Raw genomic sequence first — 24,448 nt, 5'->3', positions numbered from 1 at the left:
TATTTATCCCACACTTCCTTCAAGACTAATTTGCAAAAGCTGCTGTGCTTCCACTGCAAATTCCATCGGGAGTTCTTTTAATACATCTTTACAAAAGCCATTGACAATCAACCCAATCGCTTCTTCTTTTGAAAGACCACGTTGTTGACAGTAAAAGAGCTGTTCATCTGAAATTTTAGAGGTTGTTGCTTCGTGCTCAATTTTAACAGAGCTATTTTGACTTTCAATATAAGGAACCGTATGCGCCCCACATTGATCCCCAATCAACAAACTATCACATTCAGTGAAGTTACGTGCATCTTTAGCTCTTGGCAACATTCTAACTAAACCACGATAAGTACTGTCAGATTTACCAGCACTGATTGTTTTTGCTAAAATTGTTGAACGCGTGTTCCGTCCAATGTGAATCATTTTTGTACCTGTATCGGCTTGTTGATGACCATTGGTCACTGCAACAGAATAAAATTCACCAATTGATCCCTCACCTTGTAAAATACAAGATGGATACTTCCATGTAATTGCTGAACCCGTTTCAACTTGTGTCCACGATACCCGAGCACGCGCACCACGACAAGCAGCACGTTTCGTCACAAAATTATAAATCCCGCCCTTGCCATCCTTATCGCCAGGATACCAATTTTGAACGGTGGAATATTTGATGAAGGCATCTTCCATGGCAATGAGTTCAACTACGGCGGCATGAAGCTGATTTTCATCGCGTTGAGGTGCGGTACAACCTTCTAAGTAAGATACGGTAGATTTATCGTCTGCAATAATCAAAGTGCGCTCAAATTGACCTGTATTTTTAGCATTGATACGGAAATAAGTTGATAGCTCCATCGGGCAGCGCACCCCTTTTGGAATATACACAAAAGAACCATCAGTAAATACAGCTGAATTTAACGCAGAGTAAAAGTTGTCACCTTGGGGAACAACACTCCCCAGATATTTTTTCACCAGCTCTGGATAGTCTCTGATGGCTTCTGAAATTGGGCAAAAAATTACACCCGCTTTGGATAATGTTTCTTTAAACGTAGTTGCCACGGAAACACTGTCAAACACAGCATCAATTGCAACGGGTGGGTGATTATCAGACATTTCTTCTGCACCCTCGACACCAGCCAAGATAGCTCGTTCTTTTAATGGTATACCCAATTTTTCATAGGTCCTTAAAAGCTCTGGATCGACTTCATCCAAGGATTTCGGCCCTTTTTTCTTTTTAGGTGCCGCATAATAATGCAAATCTTGAAAATCAATCTCTGGATGACCAACCTTTGCCCATTGTGGTGGTGTCATCGTTAACCATAAATGATAGGCTTTTAAACGCCATGCCAACATCCACTCAGGCTCTTCTTTACGAGCGGAAATTAAACGAATAATATCTTCATTTAAACCTTTCGGAGCCATATCCATTTCAATTTGAGTTTCAAATCCCCATTTGTAAGCATTCGGTTCTAATTGCTTTAACAGGGCTTCATCCTGAGTTGGTTTAGTCATTCTAGTACTCTTGTTTCTTGAATATTTTATATTTTTATTTTTAACGGTTTAGACAATCATTTAGCACGAATGAATCGCTTTATTTTGATTTTGCAAATCAGCGATAGTTACCTTTTCAAATACATCTCTTACTTGCAAACTAATCCCTTCCCATTTTCCATATAATGTACAATTTTTCAAAGTAACGCGACAATGCTCATGATCGCAATTTACCAGATCTATGGGACCTTCTATCGCTAAAATAACTGAAGCAAGTGTAATTTGATCCAAAGTAGATTTTAACATATACCCACTGCCTGCACCTCTACATGACTGCACAAGGGTTGCTCGCGTCAACATCTTTAAAACCTTAGCCACAGTGGGCTCTGGAACACCTGTTTCAACAGCCAATATCGAGGACGAAATCGCCTTTTGATGGCGTGAAAGGTGAATTAAAAGAATAGTTGCATAATCTGTTAATTTAGATATCTTAAGCATAGATCATGTTTCATTATAAAAGGGCAAGCCGTATTTCAGCTTAACGTTAACTATTTACTGTATATAGGACTACTTTAGTCCATTTAAAAGCGTTTTAAAAGATCTATTTGTAAAAGTGATGAAATTTTCTCTGTTAAGTAACAGAACCAAAGCATACATAGATGAATAAGTAGATAATTATACCTACTAAAAAACCTACAATAGAGCCATTAATTCGGATAAATTGTAAATCTTTTCCTATTCTTGTTTCTAAACGTGAAACAAGAGCCTTACTGTCCCATCCAGCAACAACATTTTCAGTAAAGTCCACTAACCACTGTTGCGTGTGAGGTAAAGATCGCAAAGCAGCCCCCTGAAGCGTTGCTGTGACTTTTTCACGGACGGATGGATCTTCGCGCAACTGTGTTGCTAAATAAAGAAGCGTATCATGAATCAGATTTTTCATCCAACCATCGTCATTTTCAATATCTTCCTCGACAAGTGTTCGAATTTTTTGCCAAATATCCTCTCGCCAATCTTGAACACTTTCATGATCTACAAAAATCTTTAAAGCTTCTGATATTTTCTCACTTCGCTCTGGGTTGGTTTCAAATTTATCAATTTCTTTTTTTATCCATTCTGCAATACCATGTCGCAAATCTGAATTTTGTGGATCAATACGATCCATTTCTTTATTAATTCCAAGCAAAACCTTGGATGCAACAGATCCACCAATCATCCACCCCAGAAAACGCCCACCCTGCTCTTTAACACGATCTTGGATAATTTCTTTCAGACTATCTTCTTTCTCTTTTAAATTCTTTTTTATAACTTCTAATAGAAATGAGACAATTTCTTGATGATGTTCGTTATCGACCATCGTACGCAATGATCTTACCATTAATGGCGAAAGCGATTCACCACTCAATAAACGTGAGAAGATACGGCTTACAAACGTGCTGGCTCGCCCATCTTCAAAACGATCCAGCATATTGGGAACAGAATTCATTATAATTTTAGCACACACATCGATGTTCGTTGGATTAGATAAATACCGTGCAATTAAACTAGGAAAATCTATTTTATTTAACGTATCTTTCACTTCATCTTTGGTAAAAACATATCGTGCGATAAAATACCCCAATCCCTTTCCCAGACGCTTTTGCTGCATAGGAAGAATCGCAGTATGTGGAATAGGCAAACCCATTGGATGACGAAATAATGCTGTGACAGCAAACCAATCCGCAAATCCACCGATAAAGCCAGCTTGCGCTCCTGTTCGAAAAACATTAAGCAAAAAACTGTCGTGAATAATTCCGTAATATGGCAGCAGATATCCTAAAAAGGTAAGTATCCCCATCAACATCAATAGCCCTGTTGCTATTCGACGATATCGAATAAATGATACCCATGCCAAATGATCTGATTCAGACGTTTTTTCTGTGTTTTCAACTTTTTCTTGCATTTTTATTCTTAAAAATAAAATTTATGTCTTTTCATTTTATCCATAATATTCAATCATAAACACCATATATAAAGTTATTTTATTACCATATGGATTATTTACCTATGAATAACAATTCAGCATCATCTTCCGAAATTTTGGATCAACTGGTTGCGTTAACCTCTCAATTAATGTCTAAACACAACCATGAACCAACAGAGAACCCAGTATTAACATTATCACAAAAAATTAAACAACAGTTAAAATCTGGTCAAATTTCTTTTGATAATTTACAAGAAATTATTCAACATCTCAGAGATTCAGCATTTCTGTCGCATGCTATACATTTACGAAAATATGTAAATAATCCTGATAAAGAAATTATCGAAAGCCGCATAGAAGCAACCATTCAAAATATAGTGCAACAAGCCACGACTTCATGCAAATCTAATACTAAGGAAAGTTTTGAAACTTTTCGTTCATTAGTGGAAGTCAGTCAATTTGCCGCTGTATTTACTGCACATCCTACCTTTTCAATAGCAAATACTGTTTATACTGCACTTGCAGACATCGCCAGTCACCCAATTGACGAAGATACTCGAGTTCCTTTTTTTTCAACCCACCGCAGAGCCGAAGCTCCAACTTTAAAAGAAGAACTAGACCTTGCAATTCATGCGATTGAACGTGCCAGAAATGCATTAGATATGTTCAATCGATATCTCTTTGAGACTGCACAAAAATATTGGCCTGATTATTGGACTAGTTTGACACCTTGCTCTATTTTATTAAGCAGCTGGGTTGGATATGACACGGATGGGCGTACGGATATTGGTTGGTGGGACAGTCTTAATATTCGCTTGAAAATGAAAGAGTTACAATTACAACGATTGCATCATCAACTGGAGCCCATCGAAAATGGAATTGATGAGTTAAAACAACGCGTTTCTCTTGCTTTGAAAACTGTAAAAAAACAAAGACAACAGTGCCCAGCAAATGATAATCCAGATCAATTCTCTGACTTTGCTAGAGAGTTAATTGAAAACCGTCAAGATGCTTTATTGTCAAGTGATGACTTAATTCCACTTTTTGATCAAGCCCTCACTCAAGTCAGCGAAAACTACAAAATCGACTTGCTGATTGCACGCGCTGGTTTTATAAGCCACGGCATGAGTTTATGTCATACACATGTGCGTTTAAATTCTGTCCAAATCCATAATATGGCGCGTCAGCGTTTAGGGATTACCAGCAATCCTGATAATCGTTCTCATACAAGGACATTGTTCAACACAATTAATACCGCTTTGGAAAATGTTACACCAATCCCTGTTGATTTTGGATCTCTAATTACCGAAAAAGCATCTGCCAGCACATTAATGATGTTATTAACACAAATTATTAAACATGTTGATACTAAAACCCCCATTCGTTTCTTAATTGCGGAAACTGAAAATGGATACACTTTATTAGTTGCACTGTGGCTGGCACGCTTATTTGGTATTGAAAAACAAATTGAAATATCGCCTTTATTTGAAACAGATAATGCCCTTCAACACGGTGCAAATATTATTGAACAAGCACTGAGATCCCCCCATTGGAGAGATTATCTGCGTCACACAGGAAAATTATGTTTACAATTTGGATATTCTGATTCTGGCCGTTTCATCGGTCAAATTTCAGCAACATATCAAATTGAAAAACTACGCCAAAAAATCGCTGCATTGTTAAATAAATATGAATTAACTGAAGTTAACCTTATTCTTTTTGATACACACGGCGAAAGCATGGGACGTGGTGGTCATCCATTTAGTATGGAAGATCGCCTTAAGTATTTATCTCCTAAAAAAACAGAACTCGTGTTTGAAAAACATGGGATATGCACACGGCAAGAGACCTCTTTTCAAGGTGGCGATGGATATTTGCTTTTTGGATCACAAGCGATGGCCAACGCAACCATCAGTATCATTGCAAAACATATTTATAATTTTGATCTTGATGAAGAAGATCCCATTTATGAAGAAAGCGATTTTAGTGCTGATTTTTTCTCTACCATTAGCTCTGAAATGAAAGAACTAGTCAAAGATAAAGGATATGGAACCTTATTAAGCGTTTTCGGCCCAGCCCTTATTGATCGCACAGGTTCCCGTCCTGCTGTAAGACAAAGTGATACTTCTTCCAGTGTGACAACAATTAAACACCCAAGACAATTGAGGGCCATTCCAAACAACGCAATCTTGCAGCAGCTGGGGTGGTGTGCAAACACACTACAAGGATTGGGTACAGCCGCATCTGCAAATCCTGAAACATTCCAAGAAATGTTACAACACAGTCCTCGTTTTAAAAGATCTCTTGACTTTGCTCGTCATGCGTTGAAACATTCTAACTCTACTGTTTTACGTGCAATTATCTACATGCTTGATCCAGGCATATGGTTGGACAGAGCGAATTCAGAAGATGACCCTAATTTACGTGAATCGTATTTATCATTGGCAAAAGGTCTAAGAAGAATGGATTTGTGGGCAAGTACTCAAGCTACGTTTCAACGTGTGCAAGCTGATAATATTACCTTACTATCCATTTGGGAAGAAGCCCCCAGTATGGATGCCAAAGAAATCTTACTTCATGCTATTCGATTAACTATCATTGAAGAAATATGGATGCTTTCAACGCAGATCCCATATTTTTCTCCATATCATGATTTCAGTAGGGAAGCACTTGAAACAAAAATTCTTTCATTAGAAATTCCAACGGCACTCAATGTATTGCTACATGTGTTTCCTCAGGCTGAAGAACATGTCTCTGATTTATATTTTTATGAACCTAAAGCCCCTCGTAATGAAGGTGCCTATGCAATGGATGATCGTCAAATATTTAAACCCATTCAAAGGAATTTCGATCTGATCCGTGAAATAAGTGTTGCATTAATTCACAGGTTACACGCTTTTGGTTAAATTTTGATTATCTTAGGTTGTTTTTATTCAAAAACAGTACATCTTATTAATTAATACTGATATCAAAATAAAGGAAAAAACAATGTCAATTATTTGGGCAATCATTATCGGATTCATTATCGGTGCTATTGCTAAATTTTTAATGCCAGGAAAACAACCTGGAGGCTTTATCATCACGGTAATCTTAGGGATTGCTGGATCAAGCTTTGCAACTTGGCTAGGGAAAGCACTCAACATATATCACGAAGGGCAAAGCGCTGGCTTTATTTTCTCTGTAATTGGTGCATTAATTCTTCTATATATTTATAAAAAAGTTGTTGAAGTTATGTATAATAACCCAAACACCTAATCCATTTTTCACTTACAGTATTCAAAATTGATGAATTTCTAATAAAACCAACATTATTGTCAAAATAATGTTGGTCAACTTTAATAGTCGTCACAAATGTGACTATGCTAAATTAATTAAGCTTATTCTCACATTATATGACCTGTATTAAAATAAAGATTTTGAGCTAGTCATAATCAACGAAATCGAAAAATAGATTTCTAATATATAAGTAATTTAACTAAAAAAAAACGAATGCCAGTTTGACATTCGCTTTTATAATTAGACTATCAACTCAATCTTATGAAGATTGGTTGATAATTTCATCAGCAACGTTACGAGGAACTGGATCGTAGTGATGGAATTGCATCGTAAATGATGCACGACCTTTTGTCATAGAACGTAAGTCAGAAATATATCCAAACATTTCTTTCAAAGGAACATAAGCACGAACCATAACGGTGCTGCCTGCTGTTTCTTGATTTTGGATCATTCCACGGCGACGATTAAGATCACCAACCACATCACCAACGTGATCATTTGGTGTGGTAATTTCAACGTCCATAATTGGTTCAAGAATGACTGGACCAGCTTTTTTCATACCTTCACGGAAACAAGCTTTACCAGCGATTTCGAACGCCAATGCAGAAGAGTCAACATCATGGTATTTACCGTCAACCAATGTGAACTTAAAGTCAACGGTTTGGAAGCCAGCTAGAACACCAGAAGATGCTTGGTTTCTGATCCCTTTATCAACAGCTGGGATATATTCTCTTGGAACCGCACCACCAACAATTTTATTTTCAAACACAATACCTTCATTACGCTCGGTTGGTTCGAAAATAATTTTGACTTCAGCGTACTGACCTGCACCACCAGATTGTTTCTTATGTGTATAAACTTCAGTATGAGGCTGAGTAATGGTTTCACGATAAGCAACTTGAGGTGCACCAATATTCGCATCAACGCCATATTCACGACGCAAACGATCAATGATAATGTCAAGATGCAACTCACCCATACCAGAAAGAATGGTTTGTCCAGTTTCTTGATCTGTTTTTAATTGCAAAGAAGGATCTTCAGCAGCCAATTTTTGAAGAGCAAGTGTCATTTTTTCCACTGCTTCTTTTGTTTTTGGCTCAACAGAAATATCAATAACAGGTACTGGGAATTGCATACGTTCCAAAATGACCGGATCAGAAGAATCTGCCAAAGTATCACCCGTTTTTGTGTCTTTCAACCCAACGAATGCTGCAATATCCCCTGCATGAACCTCTTTAAGTTCAAGACGTTTATCAGCATGCATTTGGAAAATACGACCAATACGTTCTTTATGACCATGGGTTGTATTTAACACTGTATCACCAGAACGTAATACACCACGATACACACGAACGAATGTCAGTGAACCATATTTATCATTGATAATTTTAAATGCTAGACCTGCAAATTTTCCATCTGGATCGACTGGAATAATTGGTAATGTATTTTCGTCAACTTCTTCATCTTCAGGAGGCGCAATACGAATACCTTCAACATCATCGGGAGCTGGCAAGTAATCAATAATTGCATCTAACAAAGGTTGAACGCCTTTGTTTTTGAAAGATGATCCACAAACAACAGGACGGAATTCACCAGAAATTGTACCTTTTTTAATACATTTCTTTAGAACTTCTACGGAAACGTCACCTTTTTCAAAGTATTCTTCCATAGCAGCATTATCCATAGCCAAAGCTGTATCTAGTAGGTTTTCACGCCACTCTGCTGCTTTTTCTTGTAGCTCTTCTGGGATTTCAACAACGTTAAATTTAGCGCCGAGTTCATCACCTTCCCAAACTAATGCTTTCATTTCTACAAGGTCAACAATACCTTTAAGATTTTCTTCGGCACCAATTGGGAATTGCAATGGAATTGCAACGATGTCTAATTTTTCTTTTAATGTGCTGAACGCATAATCGAAATTAGCACCTGTACGATCTAATTTATTGATATAGATCACGCGTGGAACGTTGTAACGATCAGCCAAACGCCAGTTTGTTTCAGATTGTGGTTGAACACCAGCAACACCTTCGATAACGAACACAGCACCATCGAGAACGCGCAAAGAACGGTTCACTTCGATGTTAAAATCGATGTGACCCGGGGTGTCGATGATGTTAATACGGTGATCTTTCCATTCACAAGTCACCGCAGCAGAGGTAATGGTAATCCCTCTTTCGCGTTCTTGATCCATATAGTCGGTTGTGGTGTTTCCATCGTGAACCTCACCAATCTTATGAGAAACACCAGTGTAATATAAAATACGTTCAGTTGTTGTTGTTTTACCAGCATCAATATGTGCGGTAATACCTATATTACGAATTTTTGAAAGTTCAGACTGGGCGGACAAAGGGAAACCTCCACAAACGATGAATGATACAATTTTTAATAAAAGAAATATTCAGTATCAAATCGATAAAAAACAAGAATACCCTCTAAATAAATAATTATTTAAGAGGGGTTTTATCTATTAGCATTCAAGTAATAAATTAGGCTGTTGCAGCCATTTTCTTATTACGAGCTTGAAGAATACGGCGTTTAATAACCATAGATTCTTCTGTAAGTTTACGATTCGGTGTTGTTAACAAAAAGTTATCAAGACCACCATTATGTTCAATGGTACGCAATCCATGATTGGTAACACGTAAACGGATTGATTGTCCTAGAATTTCAGACAATAAAGAATAATCTTGCAAGTTAGGCAAGAAACGACGGCGATTTTTATTGTTGGCGTGACTGACATTATTTCCTGTCAACACACCTTTGCCTGTAATTTGGCAACGGCGAGACATGCTTTTATCCCCAGATAATAAAGCCGACACACGAATGCTCGGCAAGAATAACGAATACTTAATACGTTCTAAATGACTAAATTTATAATAATAGTCAAGGGTTTTAAATGTTTCTACATTAAAATCCAGAAAAATTCTATAAATAAAATTTATTCATCAGATTGTTTTGCTTGAATAGCCCACATACTGGCATAAAAACCATTTTTTGCAAGCAAAAATTCATGAGTGCCTTGCTCTCTGACTTTCCCATCAATCATCACGAGAATTAAATCAGAATGTACAATGGTCGATAAGCGATGAGCAATCGTGACAACTGTTCGACCTTTTGCCACCCTATCCAAAGCTTGCTGTATTTCCTGTTCCGTGCGGCTGTCTAATGCACTCGTAGCCTCGTCTAAAATCAGAATTCGAGGGTTCTTTAAAATTGCCCTAGCAATCGCAATACGTTGCTTTTCACCGCCTGATAATTTTAATCCGCGCTCCCCTACATATGTTTGATAACCATCGGGTAAGCTTTGAATAAAATCGTGTATTTGTGCTAATTTTGCCGCATGTTCTATTTCTTCTTTGCTACACCCTAACCGCCCATAGGCAATATTATACTCAATGGTGTCATTGAAAAGGACGGTATCTTGGGGAACAACCCCTATTGCAGCGCGTAAATTCGATTGAATATAGTCACGAATATCCTGCCCATCAATTTTAACGGAACCTGAATTAACATCATAAAAACGGAATAACAAACGGCTAATCGTTGATTTTCCTGCCCCCGTTGGTCCAACAATCGCGACTTGACTGCCTGGTTCGGCTGCAAAGCTGACCCCATGAAGGATTTCTCTTTCTATATCATAGCCAAAATATACATCTTGAAATTCGATCTTAGCTGGCCCTGCTTCTGAAAGATTAGCTGGCAAATGTTTCGTATCTTTATGATTATCAACTTCCGGATCTTGCGAGAGCAAAGAAAACATATTTTCCAAGTCAACGATCGATTTTCTAAGATTCGAATAAACGCTGCCCAAGAAATTCAGCGGCTGATACAACTGCATTAAATATGTATTTATCAATACAAATTTCCCAACGGAAAAATAACCCATGACAATATCATGAGCTGCCAACAGCATCACCGAAGTCAACGCCACAGCAATGATTAAAGATTGCCCAAAATTTAGCCCATTCAACGTCATTTGCGTTGTAATAGATGCTTTTTCATACCGCTCTAAAGATTCATCATAACGTTTAATTTCGTGCGCTTCATTACCGAAATATTTTACTGTTTCGTAATTTAATAAGCTATCTAATGCACGATTATTCGCTTCATTATTGATCTCATTCATTTGACGACGAATTTGTATACGCCATGACGTAAACCAAATCGTGAACAAAAAATATGCTAACACAGCCACACAAACCAAAACCGTATAACGCCAGTCATACAGATTTGCGATGACAATTATAACCATTAGTGCTTCAATTAAGGTTGGCACAATACTAAAAACACCAACCCGAAGGATTGTTTCCACCCCTTCGCTACCGCGTTCAATCGCACGCGTAATCGCACCTGTATGACGATTAAGATGAAATTTCAAAGATAAATTATGCATATGCTCAAAGCATCGCAACGTAATTGTACGCATCACTCTGAAGCGTAAAGGTGCAAAAACGGTATCTTTTAACTCTGAACATAAGCTAGAAATAATACGAATAAGCCCATATCCTAAAATCAGCCAAATCGGGATATAAACCAAATCTTGTCCATGCGTTTTGGACAAAATATCGACAACTTTACTATATAAATAAGGAATACCAAGAGCTGAAACTTTGGCGATAATCATCAGCAATGTGGCACCAACCAACTGCAAACGCATCATGGGTTGATGTTTAGGCCATAAATAAGACAGAAGTTCAAGCAAAGTTGACCAGCCTGATCGGTTACTATCTTTGGCAGAAAAATGAAATTTAGAGTATCTTGACATATTCAATTTTTAAAATGTTATATAAAGTTTATAGTGTAGAAGAATAAAAAAATTAAATACAGACCAATTACGCTCTTCTTGTAAAATATTTTACATTATCATCATTAAAGTTATATCAAAGGTTATTTATGCAACCCTCTGAATTTAAAACATTATTAAGCTACATACAACAATGCAATACAGCGCAACTTCATAAAGATTTCCTTCCTTTTCGTGCTTGCAATCAAATCGTCGGTTGGGTCAGACCTGACTTTATGAAAAGTTTATATCATTATGGTGTGTATAAAGCAGATGACCACATCGATACTTTACCTGATACCTTAACATTGCAAATATTAGGCGAAAAACTGATCCAAGATAAAATCATTCAAACGATGGATGAACTATTCGATGTTTATCCTTCACCTCATGCAAAACCTATCGGACAAATAGACAGAGCTGTTTTACCTTCTTTGGGCATAATTGGCACGGGTGTCCACCTCAATGGTTTGGTCAAAAAGGATAATGAAACGCATCTATGGATTGCCAAACGATCCCCTCATAAACGCCTTGACCCTAATAAGTTGGATCACATCGTTGCGGGAGGTATCCCAGCTGGCTATACCCATAAAACAGCATTAGCAAAAGAAGCTGAAGAAGAAGCTAATATTCCAGCTGAACTCATTTCTAAAGCTGAATATACTAGCATAGTTACCTATAGCATGCTTCGTCCCGAAGGTTTACGTCGCGATGTATTATATTGTTATGATATATGGTTACCTGAAGAGTTCAAACCAATCCCAATTGATGGTGAAGCTATTGGGTTCGAGTTAATGAAAATCACAGATGTTTATCAACGCGTTTGTGAAACAAATGATTTTAAGTTTAATATAAATCTTGTATTGATCGATTTGTTTCTACGTTTAGGGATTATTTCCAGTAAATCTGCTAACGCACAAATGCTTAAAGTTGGATTGAAGGGAAAGTTATTTCCATAATCCAGTCTATAGCGTCGATATATCGAACAAAAATAACATTAAATTACGCTAATGATTAAGCCAATTTACTTAATCATTAGGCTTTAACTCTTTAATCAGCAAAAATAACTGTTTTATTACCATTGAGTATGACACGATTTTCGACATGATAGCGAACAGCCTTGGCCAATACACGCCGTTCAATATCACGCCCTTTGCGCACCAAATCTTCTGGGATATCACGATGACTGACACGTTCAACGTCTTGTTCAATGATCGGCCCCTCATCAAGATCTTCGGTGACATAATGGGCTGTTGCACCGATCAATTTAACGCCACGAGCAAAGGCTTGATGATAGGCCTTAGCCCCTTTGAAGCCTGGCAAAAAAGAATGATGAATATTAATACATTGCCCGGGTAGCTTTTTAATCATATCAGCAGATAGAATTTGCATATATCGTGCCAGAACAACTAATTCTGTTCGAGTTTCTTTAATAATATCCCATAATTGTTGTTCTTGTTCTTTTTTAGTCTCTTTGGAAATCGGCAGATAATAAAAAGGAATATCTTTCATTTCGATATGGGCGTATTCTTCTTTGGGGTAATTCGCAACGATCGCTACTGGTTCAATAGGTAACTCCCCTATTCGCCAACGATATAGCAAGTCCACCAAACAATGATCCATCTTTGAAACCATCAGCATTACGCGCCTGCGTTTTGATCGGTTATGCAAAGACCATGTCATTTTAAACTGACCTGCCAGAGCTTCTAAACGTGCATATAACCATTCATAGAGTTCACTTTGATTTTCCAAAGCAAAAACAACACGCATAAAAAAACGCCCTGAAGGATCGTCATGCTGTTGAGATTCTAAAATATTTGCTTTTGCCTCAAATAGTCCAGTGGAAATTGCCGCCACTATCCCAGGCTGATCGGGACAAGAAAGGGTTAATACATAGTCATTAATATTATTTTTGGTCATTAATTTATAACTTGCTGTTTTTAATTTTTATTAATTGGCAAATTATACACGATATTGATGCGATTTTGTAAATTTTATAACTTTCTTGTTAAGATAATGTTAAGATTGTTTGAGAGATATTGTTGGAGGGTTAAATGCAGCTTTATGAGTTGCTGAATGAATTGCTATCTTTAATAGACTTATCTTCTTTTGATAAAGCTATAAAATCAAAGATCTTTTTTCGTCCATATCGAGATCAGACATCTTTGATTGTAATTGATCAAAAGATAACAGAATATAAAAAAGTTAAAAACAACCTCATAAAATATTTCACGCAAAATATTTCGTCTAATTTCACTGAAGAAACTATAGATGATTGTATAAAAAGAAATTTGCTTTCTGCAAAAATAAATAACGTCTTGTACACAATAAAAAATCAAGAAGATTTTTTCAAAAATCTTACTTCCATAGAGCCTTCCACTATGCAAATAATTACACGTATAGAAGGTATTTCATTAGAAAATTGTCAAACACCTATACAAATGGGATGTTTTGAAATGGGGTATAATCACGATTTACCAGAGAAGCTTGGAAAAGAAAATTTCTTATATCTTAAAACTAATATAACTCATATATATGATTATAACATGCCCTTTAAAAAAGCATCAGCATACTTTTTAGACTTTAATAGATTACTTCTTTTTATTACAAAAGATATTAGCCATAATTATAATATACTAATAAACAACCTATTTTGTATTATTAATAATGATAATCTTATCACAACACAATTTTATGAATATTACCTCTATGATCTTGAATGGAATAACATAGCAGCATGCTACCACAGTAATTCTTTTCGACCATTTGATATGAATATACTATTGAGCTCTTCAAATTATACTCAACTAAATGATTTATGGAATTTCTATCAACAAATTAAAAACAATCCAAAATCCTCAAAAATAACAGATATTCAAAAACGTATTTTAAGTGCCAGCCTTGCTGTTGGAGAGTCTATACGTAGTGAAGATGAAAAAAATTCTCTCATATACACGTGCATCGCTATAGAGGCTTTATTTTCTTTTGATGAAGGACAGTTATTCCAAAGAAGTATCACTGATAAACTATCTGATTGTCTTGCATTCATCATTGGCAAGGACTTAAAGCATAGGAAAGAAATTATAAAATTTACAAAAGAAATATACAAAGCACGCTCTGCATTAGTTCATGGAAGTCTATCATCTAAGAACATAGATTTTCATCGAATGAATACACTACTACGAGATGCCATCATAGAGCTTTTAAATAATCCAAAATGTAAAAGTCTTAAAACAATCAATCAATTATACGATATGATTACAGATGCTAAACTCTCTTACTAATGCAACTCGACTATCTATATAAAAAGGAATATTCTTCACAGAATACCCCTTCTCTATTTGCCAAACTGTCTATTTCATTGCCACCGTAAAAGCTGGCATTTTCTTATTATCACGAGCATTTTCTAAAAATACTTTTGCCGTTTTTAACGCCTCTGCAATTGTGACATCCATATCTAAATAACGATAAGTCCCTAAACGACCCACAAACGTTACATTGCTTTCTTGTTCGGCTAAATCAACATATTCTTCCAATTGAGTCATTTCACCAACTAAGCGAATTGGATAATATGGCAAATCTTTTTCTGTGCATAAACGACTAAATTCTTTATACATCACAGATCCCTCATGGCTTTCCCATGGCGCAAAATATTTATGCTCTGTAATACGCGTATAAGGAACAGATTCTTCACCATAATTCATTACCGCAGTGCCTTGATAATCCCCTTGATAAGTAAATTTTTCAAAATCCAATGTACGATAAGCCAAGCGACCATGTTGATAATCGAAATAGGCATCTAATGGACCACTATAGAAAATATGACGATATTTTCCCTGATCTTCTTTATCAAATTTGGTATTCAAAGAAACAGTGATGTTTTTATGATCCATGATACTGTCAACAATGACGGTATAACCATCTTTTGGCATCCCTTGGAATTTATGACTGAAATAATTATCATCATAATTAAAACGAACAGGCAACCGTTTTAAAATAGAAGCAGGCAGTTCAGAAGGATGTAATCCCCATTGTTTTAAGGTATAGCCTTTAAAAAACGCCTCGTACAATTCTTTTCCCACGAATTTAAGTGCTTGCTCTTCAAAAGATTGAGGTTCAGCAATGGAACTATCTCCTTTTGTTTTGATAAATTCTTTGGCTTCGTATGGTGAAAAAGTTTTATGAAAAAATTGATTAATCGTATGCAAATTAATCGGCAAAGAAAAAACTTGTCCATTAACTGTGGTTTTAACACGGTTAATATAAGGCATCATTTCTGCATGCTGGTTAAGGAAATTCCATACTTCTTCATTATCAGTGTGAAAAATATGAGGACCATAAGTATGCACCATCACCTCAGTTTCTTTGTCACGCTCAGAATAACAATTTCCTGCAGTATGTGAACGTTCATCAATAATTTGAACGTCGAAGCCTTCTTCTGCCAACAACCGTCCAATAACAGCGCCAGAAAAACCAGCACCAACGATGAGTATTTTCTTATTTTCCATGTTTTTTCTTTATTTTATAAATTTAATAATTAATTTGATTCTTTATAACAAGAATTAGCTTTCTAGTATATCCACCATATATAAAGGATTTTTTAAAGGTCATTCATTATCTTTAATTTTTATGAGTTTTAGGATTAAATAAAACAACCTGATTTAAATTCTTTAAACTAAGCCTATACTGACTTACTGACACCTCGCGTCCTGTTGCTCGTAAATAAAACGTTTCACAGCCTGCACGCGGAAAATCATTTTGTGGAGTTATCTCATAATATTCAACTCCAACCAAATCTACAAAATCATCAATATTTCCTAAATAATTCGACTCTTTCAATCGACTTTTTCTAAAAACAAAATTGATACCTATACTTTCACGTGGAGAAAATTGAAAAAGAGGAGCAAGTCTTAACTCATAATAATCACTATATATAACTTCAAAAATCTCCTCTTTCACTATTTTACCGTTTCGAGTAAAAACAACCAGCGTAGTCGTCACATCTTGCTTCAGTTGAGTTTGATTTCCTATCACCTTATCAATAGTTAAATGAATAAGGACTTTCAGGCGAAAAGAAGTAAGCCTTATCCCATTTAAATGGCATGATTTCATGCAAACGCACAATACAATTTTCTTGATTTTTACATTTTGATTTAATCGAATCATATAACTGATCTTGTAAAGACGTAGAACTAAAAAACCACCGTAATGCAATACAACCCATCAAAAAGAATATCACTTTTTTAACCATTTAATTCATATCCTTTCATGATAGTTTTACTTTCTTTTAACAATTACCCTAGTATAAATTAAGGTCAACATATTTAATAAACGATATTTATTCTTCACTCATTTTGGTTATATTCTCAATTCATTAACATTCATCAAGGATATAGTATTTCATGAAACCTCTTTTGCCTCCTATTGCATCAAAACAGACCACGCATCTTGAACAACTCGGTTATCAACGCACGGATTCTTACGCGTGGATCAAAGATGAGCATTGGCAAGAGGTATTACAAAATCCTAAATCTTTAAGAAAAGATATTGAATCTTATTTGATTGCCGAGAATAATTATACAGATACTTATCTTGAACCAACAAAAGAGTTGCAAGAAACCTTATTTCATTCAATGAAAAACAGGCTTGTTGATAAAGATAGCAGTCCAGAACTTGAGGATGGTAATTGGATTTATCTATCTCGATACGAGGCTGGGAACGAATTTAAAACATATTATCGGAAATCGATACAATCACTTACAGAACAAACAATCCTTGACCCTAATCAAGAAGCCAACAAATCCAGTTACTATAAAGTTGGCTATATTGAACATAGTCCAACTCACGAATATCTAGCCTATGCCGAGGATACTCAAGGGTCAGAAATATGGGATATTCGCATCAAAGATTTAAATAGTAATGTCCTCTTACCCCAAACCATTTCCCACTGTGCAGGACAATTTGCATTTTCACCTTGTGGTTATTATCTTTTCTGGATTTACAGAGATCATCACGGGCGCCCAACTAAAATCTTTAGGCACGAATTCGCTTCTGGAAAAGATACTTTGATTTATGAAGAACATGATCCTGGATTTTTCCTTGGTATTGAACGCAGCCTGTCTAATCAATGGATATTTATTACTGCCAACGATCATGATACGAATGAAACTTGGCTTCTTTCAAATGAAGATCCAACGGCTTCTCCTGTCTGTGTTATGAAACGACAAGTCGGTATTCAATATGAATTAGTAGACTGGCAAGGTCATTTTATCATTAAGACAAATCTAAATGATGCTGATAATTTTAAACTAATGCGGATGGCACTACCTAATCCCCAACAGCTTTCAGAACACTATTTATCTTCTGCAAATTGGCAAGAATGGATTATACATGATCCAGAAACATATTTAATGGAAACCATTGCTTATCAAGATTTTTTTGTTCGTTTAGAACGTCATAACGTCAATACGCGCATTATCATTACTAATAAAGATGGTAAAGAAGCCCTATTATCAGGAGAGGAAGAGGCTTTCGTTGTATCTTTAGACGAAACGCTCACCGATCAAACAGAATGGCTTCGTTATAGCTATCAATCCCCGACAACACCTCGTCATTGGTATCAATATAATATGAGGACGGGAGAAAGAAAAACCCTTAAAATACAAGAAATTTCCTCTGGTCATAACTCTAACGATTATCAAACAAAGCGTTTATGGGCTACTGCATCAGATGGCGAGCAAATCCCGATCACCATCACATATCGCAAAGATACTCCACTTAATGGGAAAACGCCTGTCCTGCTTTACGGTTATGGCTCTTACGGATATGCGATTGATCCGACATTTTCAAATACGGCATTAAATTATCTTGACCAAGGATGGATTTATGCCATTGCTCATGTTCGCGGTGGTTCTGAAAAAGGGTGGAATTGGTTTTTACAAGGACGTAAATTTAACAAAATAAATAGCTTCACAGATTTTATCTGTTGCGCTGAACATCTTATTCAACAAAACTATACCAATGCTGGACTTATTATTGCTGATGGACGCTCCGCGGGAGGGATGGTGATGGGTTATATTGCCAATGAACGTCCCGATTTATTTGCAGCCATTGTCGCAGTGGTTCCCTTTGTAGATGTGTTGAATACCATGTCAGATATTTCTTTGCCTTTGACACCGCCTGAATGGCCAGAATGGGGTAATCCTATTGAAGATAAAGAAGCCTACGAATATATTGCAAGTTACTCGCCTTATGATAACATAAAGAAACAATCTTATCCTGCTATCCTTGCTATTGGTGGATTAACCGACCCTAGGGTAACCTATTGGGAACCCACAAAATGGATTGCTAAGTTAAGAGATTATAATCTATCCGATGCCCCTTTACTGTTGAAAATCAATATGGATACCGGACATGGCGGGACTGCGGGTCGATATGACTCATTAAAAGAGGCTGCTTTTATCCAAGCGTTCGCCTTATTCATTGTTAATCAAAAGATTTAAATCAAATATAATTTAAAAGGTATGAAATGTCCCTACCTCATAAAGATTCTGACCTTAATATTACAAGGCAACTCAGTATTGCCGAACAAATCCACAATCAGACTATTGCTCAAACATGCTTAACCATTCTCTTGTTTTTGTTTGGGCTTTTTACAATACGCGCTTTTCTTCCCTCTTTAATCTGGGGGGTCATATTTGCGATTGCTTGCTGGCCTTTATACATGAAAGCCAAAACACGATGGCCTTATCGAAAACCTGAATTTCTTTTGCCGTTAGTTTTTTCTTGTATCATTACTTTTCTTTTTATGTTTCCATTAACAATCATTGCTGTGGAAGCAACTAAAGATATCCAAACTGCATTTGCATGGGTCATGCATGCCAGTCATGATGGCGTTCCCCCTCCACAATGGTTACAAAGCATCCCCTTTGCCAAAGACTACGTGATCAATTGGTGGAATAACAATCTAGCCGATCCCCAATCTGCATCAGACCTGCTTTCAAGCCTGCATCTGAGCCGTGGGGTTTATGTCACCCAGAAAATTGGTGCACAAATTTTTCACCGAGGTTTATTATTTCTCTTTACAATCATCACCTTGTTTTTTCTTTTCAAAGATGGTGAAACAGTCATTCAACAATGCCTTCGTGGGTCACGTCGTTTGTTTGGAATACAAGGGGAAAATATTGCCAAGCAAATGATCTCTTCCGTTCATGGAACCGTTTCAGGTTTGGTGTTGGTGGGCTTAGGGCAAGGAATTATTCTGGGAATTGTCTATGCGCTTGTTGGTATTCCCCACGCTGCATTGTTTGGCATTATGACCGCAATCGCTGCAATGATTCCTTTTTGTCCAATTATTGCTATTGCCGCAGTTGCATTAACCGCTTTGCTAAAAGTCTCATCTATCGCTGCAATTACAGTTGTCGTTATTGGCTGTATCGTTGTCTTTATTGCCGATCATTTTATCAGACCTGCTTTGATTGGTGGATCAACAAAATTACCATTTATTTGGGTTTTGATTGGGATTTTAGGAGGATTAGAATCTTGGGGAATGATTGGTCTATTTATTGGACCTGCAATCATGGCAGCCCTGATGATGCTATGGTGCAATTGGACTGCAAAAAAGAAAGGATTATCCTCTCATAACACTTAAACGATATCGGGCAGGCGGGATTCGAACCCACGACCCCCAGTCCCCCAGACTGATGCGCTACCAGGCTGCGCTACTGCCCGTTTAAAGGTGTTAAAGCCATATAGCAATCTATATGGCTATAGGCAACAAAAAACTCACATCAAGAGGCAATTATTTTACGCAGTTCTTGCAGCTCGTCTAAAACTGCTCGCAAAAATTGTGTTAAAAGAACATTTTGTTCTTTCAAACGTGTCATCTCATCAGCGTTATTTTCTTCGTGTTGTATAAATTGTTCGTTTATTTCTGTGGAATCAGAAAAATGATTTTCTTCCTCTTTAACCTCTTCATGAGTCAAGGCAGTAGAAACCTCAGTGGCTTCTTCCTCGACCAACTCATTTTGGGGGCTAAATTTAGAAAAATCCTCATCTAATAAACGCTGAACACCTTTGATGGTATAACCTTGCGTATATAGTAACTCAGAAATATATTGTAATAACGTAATATCTTCGGAGCGGTAATAACGTCGGCCACCACTGCGCTTAACAGGTTGAACTTGTTTGAAACGTGTTTCCCAAAAGCGTAAAACATGTTGAGGTACATGAATTTCTTCTGCGACCTCACTAATTGTACGAAAAGCACCAGGATGTTTTTTAGTCACCCCATCATCCTCTAAATCAGAATTCTCTTCGATATTATCCAAGAATTTTTCCTCTAATTCATTAGAAGAACTCGTAGAGGTGCTATTCGTCATGTTTTAATCCTTTTTAGCAACTTTCTTCGTCATACCTTCATTAACACTATTTTTGAGCATTTGGCTAGGACGAAATGCGAGAACTAACCTCGGTTCAATAACAACTTCCTCACCTGTTTTTGGATTGCGACCAATGCGACTACCTTTTTTTCTAACTGAAAAGGTTCCAAAACCACTAATTTTAACGGCATCCCCACCTTCTAAAGTGGAAACAATTTTCTCTAAAACTTCTTCCAATAAAACAGCAGATTCGCTGCGTGAAAGGCCAACATGGCTGTAAAGTTTTTCTATTAGTCCTGCTCTTGTCAAAGTTTGCATAATTTATCAAATAATCAATAATCTAAAAGTTGTTAACACAATATAGTCAATTTAAGATTCTAAGGCTTTTATTTTCTTGTAGCCTTAAATATATTTTAAAATCAATTTTTTTATAAGCGAATTATAGAAGATCCCCAACTTAATCCACCACCCAAAGCTTCGATGACGATTAAATCACCTTTTTTAATGCGACCATCACGTACAGCTTCATTTAACGCCAATGGCACAGAAGCAGCAGAAGTATTCGCATGACGATCAACTGTTGCAATTACACGATCTGCAGGTAAGTTTAATTTCTTTCCCATTCCAGAAATGATGCGCAAATTGGCTTGATGAGGAACTAACCAATCAATATCATCGTGCGTCAAATGATGTATTGTCAAAGCCTCTTCCACCACTTCTGAAAGCTTGGTAACGGCGTGGCGAAACACTTCTTTACCATGCATCTTCAAGAAACAGGCATCTCCTGTTTTAGAAGGAACGCCATCAACATACAATAAATCACTATATTGACCATCTGTATGTAAATAGACCCCCAATATACCGTTTTGACTAGTTGTATTGGTAACTTCTTCAGCACTTAATACAACAGCTCCAGCGCCATCGCCAAACAGCACGCATGTTCTTCGATCTGACCAATCTAAAATACGGGAATAAACTTCACTGCCGATTAAAAGAACATTTTTAGCTTGACCATTACGAATAAAATTATCCGCAACAGATAGTCCAAAAACAAAGCCAGCACATGCAGAAGAAATATCAAAAGCAAATCCTTTTTTAATTCCTAATGTTTGCTGGACTCTTGCTGCAGTTGTCGGAAAAGCTTGATCAGGTGTGCAGGTTGCGACAACAATCGCATCAATATCATCTGAGCTCAGCCCAGCATAATCCATGGCTTGTTGAGCTGCTGCTGCTGCCATTGAATTACAGCTTTCATTTCCTGAGATAATGTGGCGTTGCTTAATACCTGTTCTTTCGCGAATCCACTCATCAGACGTGTCCACAGATTGTGACAACTCCTGATTAGTCACGATTTTTTCTGGCAAATACCCACCAAACCCTACTAAGCGTGAACAATATGCCATTCAGTTACCCTAAAAATTCTGATTAATATAAAGTTTTTATTGTTGATTATTTGCTTTTGCTGCGTTTATTTTGGATAGTCCTGACAAGATTTCTTCATAGAAACCATGGCTTATCATATCCATCGCAACATCGACTGCGCATGCAAAACCAACTTCATCAGCACCACCATGGGATTTCACAACCACCCCATTGAGACCAACGAAAACTGCTCCATTATAACGACGAGGATCAAGCCACTCTTTCATTCGCTCCAAACCAGGGCGAACCATCAAATACCCTAACTTCCCACGTATTCCAGAAGTATAAACCTGTTTCAATAAATGAAAAACAAGTTTTAATGCACCTTCGCCTGTTTTTAATGCAATATTGCCTGTAAAGCCATCCGTTACCACAACATCTGTGGTACCTGCGGTAATATCATGTCCTTCTATAAAACCATAGAATTGATCAGAAAGAGGGCTGTTGCGTAATATCTCAGCAGCAACTCGCACACGCTCATCACCCTTTAATTCCTCTGAACCAACATTCAGCAAACCAATTGTAGGATGAGGAAGACCAAGAACAGCTTTTGCAAAAGCGTGACCCATGATTGCAAAATCGACAAGATTACGACTGTCACAAGCAACATTTGCACCCAAATCCAACATAACTGCATCACCTTTGGCGGTTGGATTGATCGCGGCCATCGCTGGGCGTGCAATACCAGGCATTGTTTTAACGATAATTTGCGCCAAAGCAAGCATCGCACCACTATTACCAGCAGAAACAATCCCTTTAGATTCTTTTTTTGCAACGCTTTCCATCGCCATACGCAAAGACGAATCTCGCAACTTTAATGCTGCTGTAGGTTTCATCTCCATTGGAACGGATACAGAAGTATGTCTCACCGTGCAAATTGCAGAAACATTAGGGTATTGATGCAACAAAGGGTTGATCTTTGTTTCATCGCCTATCAACAATATTTTTACATTTGGATGGCGGAGTGCCGTAAAATCCAAACCTTTAATCACAATATCTGGAGCTTCATCGCCCCCCATTGCGTCAATGGCGAGATCATATTGATCTTCTTTTTGAATTTCTACTTCTTGGCTCATTATTTATAAAGTATCCCTGTAAAGCACTGACTAAAAAAATGATTGGTTATAATCATTAAGTTGTATCTCTCAAGATAAATGTTTTACAGGTTTTTTCCTTAAAAATTACTGACGAACAGCAACTTTCAACGCTTTTCCAGCTGCAACAACTTCACGACCATCATAATGGCCACAGTGACTGCAAACATGATGAGGACGTTTTAATTCGCCACAATTACCGCATTCTGCATGTGCTTCTGTACGCAAAGCATGGTGACTACGACGCATACCACGACGTGAAGGTGATGTTTTTCTCTTAGGAACAGCCATTAGTCCCTCCTACCTTTCCCAACGACCAAACAATTCGAAATTGTTTGATATTATAGTTAAACTATTCAAATTAAAACGAGTTTTCTAACAGATAACAACCTTATATGCAAGCAATAAACGTCGATTATCTGTAAGTTTTACTTTCCTAAGAGTTAATATCTCTTATTTTAAAAAATAACAAGCAGATTAGTACAAAATCATGATTTCTTTTTATCTTTATTCAAAATTTTCAGCTGTTCAAGCACTTTAAATGGGTTTTCTTTTGGCTCTTTATTACTAACAATCTCGACCTCATTTTCACTTAATATCAATGGATTAGGTTGGTCAGCATCTGTTTTATGTGGATAAGGGTCCAAAAATAATGCCAATTGCTCGGCTGTGACTTCACCTAAATCAATTACATCATTTTCATAAGGTATAACATCAGGATCATCAATTTCCTCTAGCTCTGATGATAGTTTATCACTTGGGATAAAATGCAGTTCAAACGATTCATTCATTTTTACCAAAAAATCCTCCAACGAAATCACACAATTTTGTATCACCTCTGCCCTCATCTCCCCAACAGCGCGAACTTGTCTACCATGATAATATTTTAACTGATACGTACATAATAAAGACTGCACTTCTGGAATAGAAAAACGCTTCGCCAAAGCCTGTTTTTCATCCTCATTTGCTTCTATTTTTACAGTTAAAGGTTTTTTTTGTATTTGATTAATTTGTACTTTCCTTGAAAACTCGCAACATGCTTTCATTTTTATTC

20 protein-coding genes, 1 tRNA gene and 1 pseudogene are annotated in these 24,448 nt (G+C 36.8%); 6 read left to right on the top strand and 16 right to left on the bottom strand.

Going from position 1 to position 24,448, the window contains the following annotated elements:
• Window positions 1-3 precede the first annotated feature (3 nt).
• The 3 genes from sufB to PQG54_RS03300 all read right to left on the bottom strand — a co-directional run bounded on the left by sufB (window position 4) and on the right by PQG54_RS03300 (window position 3,418).
• On the bottom strand, window positions 4-1,497 hold the full coding sequence (sufB, locus tag PQG54_RS03310) for a Fe-S cluster assembly protein SufB (RefSeq protein WP_271788891.1): 1,494 nt from the start codon (window positions 1,495-1,497) through the stop codon (window positions 4-6).
• A gap of 60 nt (window positions 1,498-1,557) precedes the next feature.
• Window positions 1,558-1,974, bottom strand: a complete 417-nt coding sequence (locus tag PQG54_RS03305; RefSeq protein WP_271788892.1) for an RrF2 family transcriptional regulator — start codon at window positions 1,972-1,974, stop codon at window positions 1,558-1,560.
• Window positions 1,975-2,107: 133 nt separating this feature from the next.
• Window positions 2,108-3,418 carry a DUF445 domain-containing protein gene (locus tag PQG54_RS03300; RefSeq protein WP_271788893.1) on the bottom strand — a complete coding sequence of 437 codons (1,311 nt, stop codon included), beginning with the start codon at window positions 3,416-3,418 and terminating at the stop codon, window positions 2,108-2,110.
• A gap of 104 nt (window positions 3,419-3,522) precedes the next feature.
• Here PQG54_RS03300 and PQG54_RS03295 point away from each other — a divergent pair, with 104 nt between their 5' ends.
• Together PQG54_RS03295 and PQG54_RS03290 are read left to right on the top strand one after the other, a co-directional pair.
• Window positions 3,523-6,345, top strand: coding sequence for a phosphoenolpyruvate carboxylase (locus tag PQG54_RS03295; RefSeq protein ID WP_271788894.1), 2,823 nt, complete (start codon window positions 3,523-3,525; stop codon window positions 6,343-6,345).
• Between the two features lie 82 nt (window positions 6,346-6,427).
• Window positions 6,428-6,694: a GlsB/YeaQ/YmgE family stress response membrane protein gene (locus tag PQG54_RS03290; RefSeq protein WP_271788895.1), complete on the top strand. Its 267-nt coding sequence runs from the start codon at window positions 6,428-6,430 to the stop codon at window positions 6,692-6,694.
• A 280-nt stretch (window positions 6,695-6,974) separates the two neighbouring features.
• Here the strand turns inward: PQG54_RS03290 and fusA are convergent, their stop codons facing one another.
• The 3 genes from fusA to PQG54_RS03275 form a co-directional block, all read right to left on the bottom strand.
• Window positions 6,975-9,062 carry an elongation factor G gene (gene fusA / locus PQG54_RS03285; RefSeq protein ID WP_271788896.1) on the bottom strand — a complete coding sequence of 696 codons (2,088 nt, stop codon included), beginning with the start codon at window positions 9,060-9,062 and terminating at the stop codon, window positions 6,975-6,977.
• Window positions 9,063-9,201: 139 nt separating this feature from the next.
• On the bottom strand, window positions 9,202-9,504 hold the full coding sequence (gene rpmB / locus PQG54_RS03280; RefSeq protein WP_271788897.1) for a 50S ribosomal protein L28: 303 nt from the start codon (window positions 9,502-9,504) through the stop codon (window positions 9,202-9,204).
• 149 nt (window positions 9,505-9,653) lie between these two features.
• On the bottom strand, window positions 9,654-11,480 hold the full coding sequence (locus tag PQG54_RS03275; protein WP_271788898.1) for an ABCB family ABC transporter ATP-binding protein/permease: 1,827 nt from the start codon (window positions 11,478-11,480) through the stop codon (window positions 9,654-9,656).
• Between the two features lie 128 nt (window positions 11,481-11,608).
• Between PQG54_RS03275 and PQG54_RS03270 the strand changes: the two genes are divergently transcribed.
• Window positions 11,609-12,457 carry an NUDIX hydrolase gene (locus tag PQG54_RS03270; protein ID WP_271788899.1) on the top strand — a complete coding sequence of 283 codons (849 nt, stop codon included), beginning with the start codon at window positions 11,609-11,611 and terminating at the stop codon, window positions 12,455-12,457.
• A gap of 91 nt (window positions 12,458-12,548) precedes the next feature.
• Here the strand turns inward: PQG54_RS03270 and purU are convergent, their stop codons facing one another.
• On the bottom strand, window positions 12,549-13,418 hold the full coding sequence (gene purU / locus PQG54_RS03265) for a formyltetrahydrofolate deformylase (RefSeq protein WP_271788900.1): 870 nt from the start codon (window positions 13,416-13,418) through the stop codon (window positions 12,549-12,551).
• A gap of 134 nt (window positions 13,419-13,552) precedes the next feature.
• On the opposite strand from purU, the gene PQG54_RS03260 reads away from it, so the two are divergent.
• Window positions 13,553-14,782 carry a HEPN domain-containing protein gene (locus PQG54_RS03260; protein ID WP_271788901.1) on the top strand — a complete coding sequence of 410 codons (1,230 nt, stop codon included), beginning with the start codon at window positions 13,553-13,555 and terminating at the stop codon, window positions 14,780-14,782.
• A gap of 69 nt (window positions 14,783-14,851) precedes the next feature.
• Here the strand turns inward: PQG54_RS03260 and glf are convergent, their stop codons facing one another.
• A complete protein-coding gene (glf, locus tag PQG54_RS03255; protein ID WP_271788902.1) occupies window positions 14,852-16,006 on the bottom strand; it encodes a UDP-galactopyranose mutase in 1,155 nt (384 codons plus the stop codon).
• Between the two features lie 112 nt (window positions 16,007-16,118).
• Window positions 16,119-16,664 carry a hypothetical protein gene (locus tag PQG54_RS03250; protein WP_271788903.1) on the bottom strand — a complete coding sequence of 182 codons (546 nt, stop codon included), beginning with the start codon at window positions 16,662-16,664 and terminating at the stop codon, window positions 16,119-16,121.
• A 236-nt stretch (window positions 16,665-16,900) separates the two neighbouring features.
• Between PQG54_RS03250 and PQG54_RS03245 the strand changes: the two genes are divergently transcribed.
• A complete protein-coding gene (locus PQG54_RS03245) occupies window positions 16,901-19,000 on the top strand; it encodes a S9 family peptidase (protein ID WP_271788904.1) in 2,100 nt (699 codons plus the stop codon).
• A gap of 26 nt (window positions 19,001-19,026) precedes the next feature.
• Window positions 19,027-20,148: an AI-2E family transporter gene (locus PQG54_RS03240; protein WP_271788905.1), complete on the top strand. Its 1,122-nt coding sequence runs from the start codon at window positions 19,027-19,029 to the stop codon at window positions 20,146-20,148.
• 6 nt (window positions 20,149-20,154) lie between these two features.
• Here the strand turns inward: PQG54_RS03240 and PQG54_RS03235 are convergent.
• From PQG54_RS03235 to PQG54_RS03205, 7 genes and pseudogenes are all read right to left on the bottom strand, one after another.
• Window positions 20,155-20,228 (bottom strand) — tRNA-Pro (locus PQG54_RS03235).
• A 325-nt stretch (window positions 20,229-20,553) separates the two neighbouring features.
• Window positions 20,554-20,827: pseudogene (locus tag PQG54_RS12440) on the bottom strand (MerR family transcriptional regulator); the annotation flags it as partial.
• A 54-nt stretch (window positions 20,828-20,881) separates the two neighbouring features.
• Window positions 20,882-21,196, bottom strand: coding sequence for an integration host factor subunit alpha (locus PQG54_RS03225; protein ID WP_271788907.1), 315 nt, complete (start codon window positions 21,194-21,196; stop codon window positions 20,882-20,884).
• A 110-nt stretch (window positions 21,197-21,306) separates the two neighbouring features.
• On the bottom strand, window positions 21,307-22,281 hold the full coding sequence (locus tag PQG54_RS03220; protein WP_271788908.1) for a beta-ketoacyl-ACP synthase III: 975 nt from the start codon (window positions 22,279-22,281) through the stop codon (window positions 21,307-21,309).
• A 36-nt stretch (window positions 22,282-22,317) separates the two neighbouring features.
• Window positions 22,318-23,376, bottom strand: a complete 1,059-nt coding sequence (gene plsX, locus PQG54_RS03215) for a phosphate acyltransferase PlsX (protein WP_271788909.1) — start codon at window positions 23,374-23,376, stop codon at window positions 22,318-22,320.
• A 105-nt stretch (window positions 23,377-23,481) separates the two neighbouring features.
• On the bottom strand, window positions 23,482-23,685 hold the full coding sequence (rpmF, locus tag PQG54_RS03210) for a 50S ribosomal protein L32 (RefSeq protein WP_086632049.1): 204 nt from the start codon (window positions 23,683-23,685) through the stop codon (window positions 23,482-23,484).
• Between the two features lie 197 nt (window positions 23,686-23,882).
• Entirely contained in the window at window positions 23,883-24,440 is a 558-nt protein-coding gene (locus tag PQG54_RS03205) for a DUF177 domain-containing protein (protein WP_271788910.1), read from the bottom strand.
• Window positions 24,441-24,448 lie beyond the last annotated feature (8 nt).

The sequence above is a fragment of the Commensalibacter communis genome, assembly GCF_947179015.1.
Lineage (GTDB): Bacteria > Pseudomonadota > Alphaproteobacteria > Acetobacterales > Acetobacteraceae > Commensalibacter > Commensalibacter communis.
This window is presented reverse-complemented; position numbering and strand designations above follow the sequence as displayed.